Below are 13,131 nucleotides of genomic sequence, written 5' to 3' on the forward strand. Positions count from 1 at the left end.
CCCGATGACCGAGACCACCGCCGGCCCCGCCTGGGACGCCGACCGCTACGACCGCCAGTTCGGCTACGTCTCCTCGCTCGCGAAGGGCGTCGTCGACCTCCTCGGCCCCGTCCCCGGCGAGCACGTCCTCGACCTCGGCTGCGGCACCGGTGAACTCGCCGCCGAGATCGCCGCCCGCGGCGCGCACGTCACCGGCGCCGACAGCGACCCCGCCATGGTCGCCGCCGCCTCCCGCCGCCTGGGCACCGAGGTGCTGCTCGCCGACGGCCACGACGTACGGCTGCCGCAGCCCGTCGACGCCGTCTTCTCCAACGCCGCGCTGCACTGGATGACCCGGCCCGGGGAGGTCGTGCGCTCGGTGCACCGCGCGCTGCGCCCCGGCGGCCGCTTCGTCGCCGAGCTCGGCGGTGCCCGCAACGTCGCCGGCATCCTCGCGGCCGTCCGCACCGCGCTCGCCGAGCACGGCCTGGCCGAGGGCATGCGGATGCCCTGGTACTTCCCGAGCCCCGCCGAGTACGCCGCCCTCCTGGAGGCCAACGGCTTCCTCGTCGCCCGCACCGAGTACTTCGCCCGGCCCACCGAACTCGCCGACTGCCCCGGCGGCGTCGCCGACTGGGTCGCGATGTTCGGCTCCACCCTGATCGACCACGTGCCCGCCGACCTGCTGCCCGCCGTGCTGGCCCGCGTCAACGAGCTGGCCGCGCCCGCCCTGTACCGCGACGGCCGCTGGTACGCCGACTACCAGCGGCTGCGGTTCGTCGCGATCGCCGAGGAGCGCACCCCGTGACCACCGCCGTGACCACCGCCGTCCTGCCCGACGCCGCCGCCGGATTCGGCACCGCCGCCTTCCTCCGCGACCCGTACCCCGTGTACGCGGCGCTGCGCGCCGCCGGCCCGCTCGTCCGGTCCGAGACCCACCGCACCTGGTTCGCCACCACCCACGAGGCGGTCGGCGCCGTCCTGCGCGACCGGCGGGCGAGCGTGGAGAGCCCGTTCCGCGCCACCCGCGTGCTGTTCGGCCGCACCGTCACCGACGTCGAGGGCGACGAGCACGTGAAGCTGCGCTCGCTCACCAACCGCAGCTTCTCCGCCGCCGCGATCCCCGGGCACCTGGAGGAGCTGGTGCCGGCCGCCGTGCACCAGGTCGTCGACGCGCTCGGCGACAGCGGCACCGCGGACTTCGTGCCCGCGTTCGCCAACGCCGTGCCGATCCGCGTGATGTCCCGCATCATCGGCCTGCACCCGGACGACGTACCGGAGTTCCAGCGGTGCAGCGACGCGGTCATCGCGTTCATCGACTCCGCCGCCCCGCCCGCCCGCCGCGCCGCCCTCACCGCCTGGCAGCGCATGCAGGTGCTGCTGCACGCCAGGATCGCCGAGCTGCGGCCCGCGCCGGACGCCTCCGTCATCGGGCAGCTGCTCACCGCCGCGGCCGAGGGCGCCGACGTCGACGACGCGGAGATCGTCCGCCAGATCGGCCTGCTGATCCCGGCGGCCATCGACACCAGCAACCGGCTGATCGCCAACGTCCTGCACGTGCTCTGCTCCCGGCCCGCGCTCCTGCGCGAGGTGTACGCCCGGCCGGAACTGATCGACCCGGTGGTCGAGGAGACGCTGCGCTTCGAACCGCCGATCCACTCCACCGTCCGGATCTGGGGCGGCGGCGAACTGCTCGGCACCGACATCCCGCGCGGCTCCCTGCTGACCGTGCTGCTCGGCTCCGCCAACCGCGACGGCGCCGTCTTCGCCGACCCGGACACCTTCGACCCCGCCCGCCCGGCCGCCTCCCGGCACCTCGCCTTCGGCGCCGGCCGCCACCAGTGCATGGGCCGCCGGATGGCCCTCGCCGAGGTCCGCACCGCGCTGCGGATCCTCCTCGAACGCCGCCCCGGCCTGCGCTTCGCCGACCCGGACCCGCAGCCCGTCGAGGGCCTCAGCTTCCGCTCGCCCGCCGGCCTCCTCCTCTCGTACGGGAGCCCCCGATGACCACCGCACCGACCCTGGACGTCCCCGGCGTCACCCGGCACCGCTCGGCCGCCACCGGCCTCGACTGGGAGGCCGTCGACAGCCTCTACTACGACTGCCACGTCGTCAGCCTCACCCAGCTGCTGCCGCCCCGGCTGCTCGCCGCCTTCCTGCTCGTCGCGGGCGCCCCCGCCCTGAAGGCCGAGTGGGGCGGGCTGTCCTGCCGCAACCTGCTCGACAGCGAGGTCGCCCGCGACGCCCTGCTGCTCGGCGAGTGGGGCGTGGAGAAGCACCACCTGCCCGTGCACGGCGACATCGAGGCCACCCTGCGGGCCGCGGTGCGCGAGCACGGCCACTGCATCGCCCGGGTGGACAGCTACTACCACGAGCACTTCCCCGAGTACCACCTGCTGCAGCACCGCACCAACGGCCACAAGGTCACCGTCGTCGACTTCGACGAGGAGAGCTACACCGGCATCGACAACGTCGGCGTCCGCTCGCTCGTGCTGCGCTTCGACCGCGCGCTGTTCACCGAGTCGATCCGCTCCAACCTGGTGCACGTCTACGACAAGTACGACTCGCTGTACCGCCTGAAGGTCGGACCGGACACCGAACTCGCCCTCGCTGACGGCACCGTGGCCGTCCGCGAACGCGCCGCCGTGACCGCCCTGCTGGCCGACCGGGCCGGCCTGGACACCGAACTCGACCGCTACGGCGCAGGGTTCGCCGCCGACCTGACCGGCCCCCCGATCCGGCGGCACGCCCAGCTCGACAACACGTACCACACCGCCCTGATGGTGGAACGCGCCTACCTCGCGCTCGCCCAGGCCCACCTCCGGACCACCGGGCCCTGGGCCGGACTGCCGGGCGGCGGCGCGCCGTTCCTGGCCGGCCTGGACCGCGCCGCCAAGGGCTGGCGGATGCTCAAGATGCTCTGCCGCAACGCCCTCGACGGCGGCACCGCCACGGACACCGCCCTGCTCGCCGCCTTCGGCCGGATGCGCGCGGCGGAGAGCGCCGCCACCGCGGCGGCCGGCTGATGGACACCCGGCCGCTGCTCCACACCCTGCCCTCCGGCGGCGGTTCGGCCGCACTGTTCGCCGGCTGGGCCGACGCCCTGCGCGACCGCGTCGAGGTCGTCCCGATCGAACTCCCCGGCCGCGGCGCCAGGTTCGCCGAACGCCCGCCGGAGCAACTGGCCGGCTACGTCGACGCGCTGGTCCGCGACCACACCCCGCCGCCCGGCCGCCGCTGGGCGGTGCTCGGACACAGCTTCGGGGCGCTGCTCGGCGCCGCCTGGGCGGCCCGGGCGCACGCGGCGGGCCGCGGGCCCGCCCTGCTCGTGGTCAGCGGCGCCGCCCCGCCCTGGCTGCACTCCACCGCGGCCGCCCTCGACCTCCCCGAGGACGAACTCTGGCCGGCGATCCACCGGCTGGGCGGCCTCCCGGCGGGCGTGCTGGCCAGCCCCGCGGCCCGGCTCCTGCTCGGCCGGGCGCTGACCGCCGACATCCGGGCCGCCGCTCGCCACCGCCCGGACGGCCCCGTCCCGGTCGGCTGCCCGGTGCTGGCCGTCCAGGGCGCCGAGGACCCGCTGGTCACCACCGCCCTCGGCCTCCGCTGGGCGGAGATCGCCGACGGCCGCTTCACCCACCACGAGCTGCCCGGCGGCCACTTCTACCGCACCGGGCTGGACGACCTGCTCCCCCTGCTCGCCGAGACCTTCGCCCCGTCCGCCGTGCGCTGACGACACCCACCAGGAGAACCGATGACCATTCAGCTCGAACTCGCCGTCGCCAACGCCCAGCTCGACGACCTGGTCGACTTCTACCTCCCGCAGCGCGCCGACGAGCCCAGCCTGTTCGAGATCTGGGAGCGCGGCGAGGCCCGCGGCGACTCGGTCACGCCGTCCACCTTCTCGCCCGAGTACCGCACCTGGATGCGCGGCGTGCTCGTCGGCGAGCTGCGCCGCCACAGCGCCACCGGCATGCTGAGCCTGGGCAGCGGCAACGCCGCCGTCGAGAGCGACGTCCAGCGTGACGGCTACCGCGTGCTGGCCGTCGACGCGATGGCCGAGGCCGTGGCGATCGCCCGGTCCAAGGGCATCGAGGCCGTCCGCGCCGACATCACCGTGTGGACCCCCGAGGAGCACTGGCCGGTCGTCTACATGGACGGCCTGCTCGGCCACCTCCTCGTCGACGGCGGGCTGCCGGTGCTGTCCCGGATCCGCAGCTGGCTGGCGGCCGGCGGCCACGGCACCCTCGTCGCCTCCAACGACTCGACGAGGAACGGCGAGCCGGTCCAGCAGGCGCCCGGCGTCACCGGCTTCCACTGGCTCTCCGAGGAGTACCTGCGCGACCAGGCGCTGGCCGCGGGCTTCGCCGAGGTGGAGGTGGAGACCTTCCACTACCGGCGGCCGCTCTCCGGCGACCGCGCCCGCTCGGTCATCGTCGCCCGGGTCTGACCGTCCGCCCCTGTTGCGCATCCCCTCCGGAAGGAGCCACCCCATGCCGATCAGTGAAGACTTCGGGCGCCGCCTGCTGCCCGTGCTGCCGGCCGCCGTCGAGCACTTCGGCACGCCGTTCCACGTCTACGACGAGCAGGGCATCGAGGAGACCTGCGACGCGTTCGACGCGGCGTTCCGGCACCTGCCCTACACCGAGTACTTCGCCGTGAAGGCCCTGCCGAACCCGGCCGTGCTGCGGTTGCTGGCCGACCGCGGCTTCGGGTTCGACTGCAGCTCGCTGCCGGAGCTGGCGCTGGCCCGGGAGGCCGGTGCCGCCGGCGACCGCATCTGCTTCACCTCCAACAACACCAGCCGGGAGGAGCTGGCGGAGGCCCTGGCCGCCGGTGCGCTGCTGAACATCGACGACGAGGCCGTGCTCGACAAGCTGGCCGACCGGCCGGACGTGCCGGAGACCCTGTGCTTCCGGGTGAACCCGGGGGCCCGGCAGCGGCCCGCCGGCACGCCCGGGGCCGGGGACGCCTTCCTCGGCAACCCCGAGGGGGCGAAGTTCGGCGTGCGCGCCGACCGGCTGACCGCGGTGGTCGCCAGGGCGCGGGCGCTCGGCGTGCGCAGCTTCGGGCTGCACATGATGCTGGCCTCGAACTCGCTCACCGCCGCGCCGGTGCTGCACACCCTGGACCTGCTGCTGGAGCACGCCGTCGAACTGCACCGCGAACTCGGTGTCACGGTCGGTTCCGTCAACCTCGGCGGCGGCCTCGGCATCCCGTACCGGCCGGGTGAGCGGCCGCTCGACCTGGCCGCCCTCGGCCGGGCCCTCGACGTCCGGCTCGACACCTGGTCGCGGGCGCACGCCCTGCCCCGGCCGCGCGTCGCCTTCGAGTCGGGCCGCCTGATCACCGGGCCGCACGGGGTGCTCGCCACCCGGGTCGTCAACCGGATGACCAAGTGGCGCGAGTACGCGGGCGTCGACGCGGGGATGAGCTCGCTGATGCGGCCCGCGCTCTACCCGACCGCCTACCACCACATCACCGCGCCGTTCACCGACGCCCCGCCGGAGCAGGTCGACGTGGTCGGCTCGCTCTGCGAGAACAACGACCGCTTCGCCGAGCGCCGGGAGCTGCCCGCCCTGGCCGAGGACGACCTGCTGCTCGTGCACGACACCGGCGCCCACGGCCACGCGATGGGCTTCACCTACAACGGCCGCCTGCGGCCGCAGGAGCTGATGCTCCGCCGGGACGGCAGCGTGGAGCTGATCCGCCGGGCCGAGGAGGAGCGCGACCACTTCGCCACGCTCGACTTCGCGCCGGACCGGATCGGCGCCCCGGCGCTCGCCGGGGCCGCGGGATGACCAGGGAGGACCTGCTCCGGCTGGCGGCCGGATCGGGCCTGCCGGTGCTCGACCTCTCGCTCGGGGTGCCGGCCGACCCGCCGCCGCTGCTCGCCGGACCGGTGCCGCCGCCGGCCCCCGCGGCCTATCCGGCGAGTGCGGGCAGCGACGCCCTGCGGGCCGCGGCCGCCGGCTACCTGCACCGCCGTTTCGGGGTGCGGGTGCCCGCGGAGGCCGTGGCGGCGTGCGTGGGCACCAAGGAGTTCATCTCCACGCTGCCGCTCTTCCTCCGCGAGATCGAGCCGGACGCCGGCCGGGACACCGTGCTGATCCCCGCGCTCTGCTACCCGACGTACGAGTACGGCGCCCGGCTCGCCGGGCTGCGGGTGCACCGGGTGCCCGTCGACGGCGGGCTGCGGATGCGGCTCGACCTGCTGCCGCCCGCGGTGGTGTCGAGGGCGCTCTGCCTGTGGGTGAACAGCCCGGCCAACCCGACCGGCACGGTCGAGCCGCTCGACCGGATCGCCGCCTGGGGCCGCCGCCGCGGTGTGCCGGTGCTCTCCGACGAGGCGTACACGGAGGCCACCTGGGTGCACGCACCGCGCACCGCGCTGGCCGGGGGCCTGTCGGGGGTGCTGGCCGTGCACAGCCTCTCCAAGCGGTCGAACGCCCCCGGTCTGCGGGTCGGCTTCTACGCCGGTGACCCGCGGCTCGTGGCGCAGCTGGTGCCGCGCCGCCGTGCGGCCGGCCTGATGGCCGGTGCCTCGGCGCAGGCCCGTGCCGCCGTGCTGCTGGCCGACGACGTGCACGCCGAGGAGCGGCGCGCGCTCAACGCCCGCCGGGTGGCCGGTCTGGTCGAGGTCCTCGGCCGTGCCGGGCTGCCGTGCCGGCACCCCGGCGGCGGCCTGTTCGTCTGGGTGCCGGCGCCCGGCGGCGACGGCGCCGCCTTCGCCCGCACCCTGGCCGGCACCGCCGGCCTGGTCGTCATGCCGGGGGCCGAGTACGGCCCGGGCGGCTGCGGCCACGTCCGTGTCGCGGCCGTCCTGGACGCCGACGCCGTCGCTCCCCGGCTGGCGCTCCTGCGGCAGCCGGCCCGTACCTGACGGGCACGTCCGTGCCCGCCCGCCCCGTTCCGAAGGGACCGTCCATGTCCAGCCTCATTCCCGCCGAGATCGACCGGCTGTGGGAGCGCCGTGACGGCCTCGGCCCCGCGGACACCGGTGCCCGGGACACCGTGGTGGCCGCCGTCGACCTGCTGGACCGGGGCGCCGCCCGGGTCGCCCGGGTCGACGCGGAGAGCGGCGCCGTACGGGTCGACGAGCGGGCGCGGCGCGCGATCCTGCTCTCGTTCCGGGTGCTGGGGATGACCGAGGGCGAGGTGGGGCCGTTCCGCCACCACGACCGGATGCCGCTGAAGACGCGGTTCGACGGGGTGCGGGTGGTGCCCGGGGCGATCGCCCGCTGGGGCAGCCATCTGGCTCCCGGCGTGGTGCTGATGCCCTCGTTCACCAACATCGGGGGCTTCGTCGACACGGGCACGATGGTGGACACCTGGGCCACGGTGGGCTCCTGCGCGCAGATCGGGCGCAACGTGCACCTGGCGGGCGGGGCGGGCATCGGCGGGGTGCTGGAGCCGGCGGGCGCGGTGCCGGTGGTGGTCGAGGACGAGGCGTTCGTCGGCTCGCGCGCGATGGTGGTCGAGGGGGCGCGGGTGCGGCGCGGTGCGAAGCTGGGTGCCGGGGTGATCCTCACCGGCAGTACCCGGGTGTTCGACGCCGTCTCGGGGGAGGAGCTGCCGCGCGGCGAGGCGCCGGCCTGGTCGGTCTGTGTGGGCGCGACCCGGACGAAGTCGTTCCCCGGCGGGGACTTCGGCATGCCGTGCCTGCTGGTGATCAAGCGGCTGGCGGAGGGCGAGGTGCACGACAAGCTCGCGCTGGAGGCGCTGTTCCGCGAGCACGGCCTGGCGTTCTGAGCGTGGGCGGGCCGCCGGCCCGCCCCCTGCCCCGTTCGTGTGGTGCTGCCCCCGTGGTGCGGGGTCAGGAGGCGAGCTGCTGGGGCATCCTGGTCCTCACCTCCCCGGTCAGGACGGCCTGGTAGGTGCGGGCGAGGAGGAGTCCGGGCTCGACCCCGAGCTCCTCGGCGAGCATCCGCCGGCCGTCGATGTAGGCGGTGAGGGCCTCGGCCTGCCGGTCGGAGCGGTAGAGCGCGGTCATCAGCAGGGCGCGGAAGCGTTCGCGCATCGGGTGGTGGGCGACCAGGCCGGTGAGCTCGGAGACGAGCTGGCGGTGCCGGCCGAGGATGAGCTCGGCCTCGATCCGGGATTCCAGGGCCTCCAGCCGGTACTCCTCCAGACGGGGCCGTTCGGCGAGGACGAGGTGGTCGGTGGCGTCGGCGAGCGCCTCGCCGCGCCAGAGCGCGAGTGCCTCCCCGAGCAGGGCGGCGGCGGGTGCGAAGTCCTGGGCGTGCAGCGCCCGGTGGCCCTCGTCGGAGAGCCGGGTGAACTCCCGGTAGTCGTAAGGAACGTGCTGGGCCATCAGCTGGTAGCCGGTGCGGATGCGGATCAGCGGGACGTCGGGGCCGAGCCGGCGGCGGATCCGGGAGGCGTACGTGTGGATCTGCGCGGGGGCGGTGCTCGGGGGTCTGCTGTCCCAGAGCATCCGGCCGAGGCGCTCGTCGGAGAGCGCGCGGCCGTCGCTGAGCAGCAGGGCGGCGAGCATGGTGCGCTGCTTGCTGCCGCTGAGCGCGTCCTCCTGTTCGGCGGTCCGGATGCGGACCGGTCCGAGGATCCGGAACTCCATGGTGCCTTCTCTCTGCCGAATGTCCGTCGGCCGCTTCGGCCGACGCCGGAAGGCTAGGAGGGGGCCGCATCGGCCGGATATCGGTCGGATATCGGTCCGCGGTGGGGGGAAATGTATTCAGGTCCATGACAATGAATGGTGCGAACGGCCCTTTCCGCCCATGCCCTCCCGCATGAGGATGTCCTGAATACTCGTTCGATACGGAGTACCGGCGGACCATCGGTGAGGCTATGGTGATGAGTTGATGGGACTGCCCCCCACGGGACGGTCCCATTGGTCTGCCACGGGGGCAGGTTGAGGAGTGTCGTCATCGACCGGGGGGCCATGTCGTGCTGCTGTCGTTCGGGGTGCTGGGGCCCTTGTCTCTCACCGTCGAAGGCAGACAGCTCTCCGTCGGAGGCTCCAGACAGCGCACCATCCTCGCCCTGCTGCTCCTCTCGCCGGACCGCACCGTGCCCGTCGACGCCCTGGTCGACGCCGTCTGGCAGGGCAGCCCGCCCGCCACCGCCCGCACCCAGGTCGCGATATGCATCGCCGCCCTCCGCAAGGCCTTCAAGGCCGAGGGCTGCGCGGACGAGGTCATCACCACCGCCCACCCGGGCTACCGGCTCAACACCGCCGGCCACCGCCTCGACCTCCTGGAGTACCAGCGCCTCACCGCCGAGGCCGCCGCCGCGGCCCGCGAGGGCCGCACCGCCGCCGCCGCCGAGGCCTGCCGGCTCGCGCTCGACCTGTGGCGCGGCCCGGTGCTCCCCGGGGTGGCCGGCCGCCGCGTCGAGGACGAGGCGCAGCGCCTGGAGGAGCAACGCCTCGCCACGTACGACGAGTTCGCGATGCTGCAGCTGGAGACCGGCCGGCACCGCGAGCTGATCCCGCAGCTCGCCGCCCTCGTCAGGGAGCACCCGCTGCGCGAGCGGTCCCGCCAGTCGCTGATGCTGGCGCTCTACCGCTCCGGCCGGCGGGCCGAGGCGATGGAGGTGTTCCGCGAGGCCCGGCGTCTGTTCGTCGACGAGCTCGGCCTCGAACCGGGCCCCGGCCTGCAGGAGTTGCACGACGCCGTCCTGCGCGACGATCCCGGCCTGGCCGCCCCCGCCGAGCCGCCCGTCCCCCGCCCGGAGGCCCGCGTGCCGCTCCAGCGGGTCTCGCCGGAGGCCGGTCCGGGCGGCGGCGCCGACCGGAGCGGCGAGGACGGCGGGCAGGACGAGGACGGCGGCGACCCGGCCCTGCCCTCGCACCGGCCGCGCGAGCAGCGGGTGCCGCCGCCGTCCGACCTGCCGCCCAACGTCCCGGCGTTCACCGGGCGCCGTGCCGAACTGGACCTGCTCGACGGGATGCTGGCCGAACGGACCGACGACCAGCCGCCGGCCGTCGGCTTCGTCACCGGGGTCGCGGGGGTCGGCAAGACCGGGCTCGCCGTCCACTGGGCGCACTGCGCGGCCCGGCAGTTCCCCGACGGCCGGCTCTTCGTCGACCTCTGCGGCCACGACCCCGACCACGAGCCGACCGCCGCCACCGAGGTGCTCGGCCGCTTCCTGCGCAGCCTGGGCGTGTCCGGCGACCAGATCCCGCCGGACCAGACCGGCCGCGTCTCGATGTACCGGAGCCTGACGTCCGGCCGCCGGATCCTGGTGGTCCTCGACAACGTCCGGACGTTCGCGCAGATCCGGCCGCTGCTGCCGGCCAGCGGCGGCTGCGCGGTCGTGGTCACCAGCCGCGACCCGCTCGAACAGCTGGTGCTGCGGCACGGCGCCGTCCGGGTGCAGCTCGGGATGCTGGCGCCCGAGGAGGCCGCCGAACTGCTCGCCCGGATGGTCACCGGCGACCGGCTCGCCGCCGACCCCGAGCAGTCCCGCCGGCTGGCCGAACTCTGCGACCGGCTGCCGCTCGCGCTGCGCATCGCCGCCGCCCGGCTCGCCTCCAAACCGCACTGGACGGTCCGTCAGCTCGTCACCCGGCTCGCCGACGCCCGGCGCCGGCTCGACGAGCTCAGCATCGGCGAGTCCCAGGTGCGCGCCGGATTCGCCCTCAGCTACCGCCACCTGCCGAGCGACGCCGCCCGGCTCTACCGCCTGCTCGGCGTGCTGGAGGTGCCGGACTTCACCGCCTGGGTCGGCGCGGCCCTCCTCGGCTGCGACGCGTACGAGGCGGAGCGGCTGATCGAGACGATGGTCGACGCCCAGCTCATGGAGGTGGTCGGGTCGGACCCGACCGGCCAGCTGCGCTACCGCTTCCAGAACCTGCTGCGGCTGTACGCCCGCGAGCTCGCCCACCAGGAGGAGGACCCCGGGGACCGGGCGGCGGCCCTGGACCGCGCCCTGGCCGGCTGGCTCACCATCGCCGAGGTCGCCCACCGCAAGGAGTACGGCGGCGACTTCTCGCTCGTCCACGGCTCCACGCCGCGCACCGACATCGATCCGGACCTCCTGGGCGAGCTGACCACCGCGCCGCTCGACTGGTTCGAGGCGGAGCGGCTCTCGCTGATCGCGGTCGTCGAGCACGCCGCCCGGCTGGCCCAGCGGGAGGGCAGGGGAGCCGGGCGGGGCCTCGACGAGCTGGCCTGGGACCTGACGCTCTGCCTCGGCGTGCTCTGCGAGACCCGCAACTACGCGGAGGAGTGGCGGCGCTGCTGCGACCTCGCGCTCGCGGCCGTCCGGGCGTGCGGGAACCTGCGCGGCGAGGCCGCCGTGCTGGCCGAGCTGGGTGGCCTGCACGTCCAGCAGCTCCGGATGGAGGAGGCGCGGAGGTGCCTGGATCCCGCGCTGGAGCTGTTCGAGCGGATCGGCGAGAAGCACGGCTGGGCGCTGGCCCTCGCGCGGCTCTCCGCCGCCGACCGGCACCTGGGCGACTTCGTGCGGGCGGAGAGCCGGCTCCGCGAGGCCAGGGAGGTCTTCCACCAGATCGGCGACGTCTCGTCGGAGGTCCACGCCCTGAACAACCTCGCCCATCTCGCCCTGGAGCAGGGCCGTTCGGAGGAGGGCGTGCGGCTCGGCGAGGACGCGGTGCGGCTCGCCCGGCAGCTCGGCGAGAGCCGGGGCACCGCGCAGGCGATCCACCGGCTCGGCCGGGCCTACCTGGCGGTCGGCAGGCTCGCGGAGGCCGAGGAACTGCTCGCGGCGGTGGCGCGGATCGTCCGCGCCAAGCAGGACCTGGTGGGCACCTGCTACGCCCTGCTGGGCCTGGCCGAGGCGCGGCTGCGGCTCGGGCGGCCGGAGCAGGCGCGGGAGGGGCTGGCGGAGGCCCTCGGCGTGCTGGCGGAGGTCGACAGTCCGCTGGTGGAGGGCCGGGTGCACTTCGTGAACAGCGAGGTGCAGGAGGCCCTCGGCCGGCCGGAGGAGGCGCGGTGCAGCCTGCTGCTGGCCCGCGACGCCTTCGACCGGGCGGGGTCGCGGCCGTGGCGGGAAAAGGCCGTCGCAGCACTGCACGCCGTCAATCCTTGAGGCCGCCCCGATATTTTCTCCATTATGTTTTTCTGATAGGCCGCCGACATAACGTCGCCCGCATGTCAACTCTTTCTGTCCCGCCCTTCTCCGTGATCGGCGGCGCCGACGTCCATGCGGTCCTGGAGGGCCGGCACAAGGAGACAGCCGACCTGATCGAGGCGGCCTACCGGCTGCACGGCCGGGGGGAGACCGTCAATCCGCCCTCGTACTTCCTGACGTTCCCCGACCGTCCGACCTCGCGGATCATCGCCCTGCCCGCCTCGGTGGGCGGCGAGTTCGCGGTGGACGGCATCAAGTGGATCTCCAGCTTCCCGGAGAACGTCGCCGGGGGAATCCCGCGCGCCTCGGCCGTCCTCATCCTCAACGACCGGCAGACCGGCTACCCGCTGGCCTGCCTGGAGAGTTCGATCATCAGCGCGACCCGCACGGCCTCCTCCGCCGCGCTCGCCGCCGACCGGCTGTCGGCCGGCCGGGAGCGGCCCCGGCGGATCGGCTTCGTCGGCACCGGCCTGATCGCCCGGCACATCCACCAGCACCTCGCGGGCACCGGCTGGACCTTCGACCGGGCGGGCGTCTTCGACCTGTCCGCGGAGCACGCCGCCGGCTTCGCCGGGTACCTGGGCCGCAGCGGCGGATCCGGCACGGTCACCGTGCACACCGGCGTCGAGGACCTGATCCGCGACAGCGACCTCGTCGTCTTCGCCACGGTGGCGGGCACCCCGCACGTCACCGACCCCGACTGGTTCTCGCACAACCCGCTGGTGCTGCACGTCTCGCTGCGCGACCTCGCGCCGGAGGTCGTGCTCGCCGCCACCAACATCGTCGACGACGTGGAGCACTGCCTGAAGGCCGACACCTCGCTGCACCTGGCCGAACAGCGGCTCGGCCACCGCGACTTCGTCCACGGCACGCTGTACGACGTGCTCACGGGTGCGTACACGCCGCCCGCGGACCGGCCGGTGGTGTTCTCCCCGTTCGGCCTCGGCGTGCTCGACCTGGCCCTCGGGCGGCATGTGTACGACGCCGTCCGGGCGGCGGGCGCGGGCACGGTCGTCGACGGGTTCTTCCACGAACTCCGGCGCTACGGATGAGCCGCACGACGTCCGCAGGGCCGCATTCCCCCGGGTATCCCCTCAG

The 13,131-nt window shown here is 74.8% G+C and carries 11 protein-coding genes; 10 read left to right on the top strand and 1 reads right to left on the bottom strand.

Features of this window, described 5'->3' with window-relative positions:
• Positions 1 to 4: 4 nt before the first annotated feature.
• The 8 genes from SNE206_RS05415 to SNE206_RS05450 are packed head-to-tail and all read left to right on the top strand — an operon-like array spanning position 5 to position 7,728.
• Positions 5 to 787: a class I SAM-dependent methyltransferase gene (locus SNE206_RS05415; protein WP_407912189.1), complete on the top strand. Its 783-nt coding sequence runs from the start codon at positions 5 to 7 to the stop codon at positions 785 to 787.
• Positions 784 to 1,986: a cytochrome P450 gene (locus SNE206_RS05420; RefSeq protein WP_407912190.1), complete on the top strand. Its 1,203-nt coding sequence runs from the start codon at positions 784 to 786 to the stop codon at positions 1,984 to 1,986. The genes SNE206_RS05415 and SNE206_RS05420 overlap by 4 nt, the downstream gene beginning before the upstream one ends.
• Positions 1,983 to 3,005 (top strand): hypothetical protein, encoded by a 1,023-nt coding sequence (locus SNE206_RS05425; RefSeq protein ID WP_407912191.1) that lies wholly within the window; start codon positions 1,983 to 1,985, stop codon positions 3,003 to 3,005. Before SNE206_RS05420 ends, SNE206_RS05425 begins: the two co-directional genes overlap by 4 nt.
• Complete coding sequence (locus tag SNE206_RS05430) at positions 3,005 to 3,709, top strand: thioesterase II family protein (protein WP_407912192.1); 705 nt, start codon at positions 3,005 to 3,007, stop codon at positions 3,707 to 3,709. The genes SNE206_RS05425 and SNE206_RS05430 overlap by 1 nt, the downstream gene beginning before the upstream one ends.
• Positions 3,710 to 3,730: 21 nt before the next feature.
• The gene (locus SNE206_RS05435; RefSeq protein WP_407912193.1) at positions 3,731 to 4,426 is read left to right on the top strand and encodes a class I SAM-dependent methyltransferase; all 696 of its coding nucleotides are present in this window, start codon (positions 3,731 to 3,733) and stop codon (positions 4,424 to 4,426) included.
• A gap of 43 nt (positions 4,427 to 4,469) precedes the next feature.
• Positions 4,470 to 5,777 (top strand): diaminopimelate decarboxylase, encoded by a 1,308-nt coding sequence (locus SNE206_RS05440; RefSeq protein ID WP_407912194.1) that lies wholly within the window; start codon positions 4,470 to 4,472, stop codon positions 5,775 to 5,777.
• On the top strand, positions 5,774 to 6,859 hold the full coding sequence (locus tag SNE206_RS05445) for an aminotransferase class I/II-fold pyridoxal phosphate-dependent enzyme (RefSeq protein WP_407912195.1): 1,086 nt from the start codon (positions 5,774 to 5,776) through the stop codon (positions 6,857 to 6,859). The genes SNE206_RS05440 and SNE206_RS05445 overlap by 4 nt, the downstream gene beginning before the upstream one ends.
• A gap of 44 nt (positions 6,860 to 6,903) precedes the next feature.
• Positions 6,904 to 7,728: a 2,3,4,5-tetrahydropyridine-2,6-dicarboxylate N-succinyltransferase gene (locus tag SNE206_RS05450; protein WP_407912196.1), complete on the top strand. Its 825-nt coding sequence runs from the start codon at positions 6,904 to 6,906 to the stop codon at positions 7,726 to 7,728.
• Positions 7,729 to 7,792: 64 nt separating this feature from the next.
• Here the strand turns inward: SNE206_RS05450 and SNE206_RS05455 are convergent, their stop codons facing one another.
• A complete protein-coding gene (locus tag SNE206_RS05455) occupies positions 7,793 to 8,554 on the bottom strand; it encodes a BTAD domain-containing putative transcriptional regulator (protein ID WP_407912197.1) in 762 nt (253 codons plus the stop codon).
• Between the two features lie 329 nt (positions 8,555 to 8,883).
• On the opposite strand from SNE206_RS05455, the gene SNE206_RS05460 reads away from it, so the two are divergent.
• Together SNE206_RS05460 and sbnB are read left to right on the top strand one after the other, a co-directional pair.
• Positions 8,884 to 11,991, top strand: coding sequence for a BTAD domain-containing putative transcriptional regulator (locus SNE206_RS05460; protein ID WP_407912198.1), 3,108 nt, complete (start codon positions 8,884 to 8,886; stop codon positions 11,989 to 11,991).
• 62 nt (positions 11,992 to 12,053) lie between these two features.
• Positions 12,054 to 13,085 (top strand): 2,3-diaminopropionate biosynthesis protein SbnB, encoded by a 1,032-nt coding sequence (gene sbnB / locus SNE206_RS05465; protein ID WP_407912199.1) that lies wholly within the window; start codon positions 12,054 to 12,056, stop codon positions 13,083 to 13,085.
• The last annotated feature ends 46 nt before the right edge of the window (positions 13,086 to 13,131 follow it).

The organism is Kitasatospora sp. NE20-6 (genome assembly GCF_045862635.1).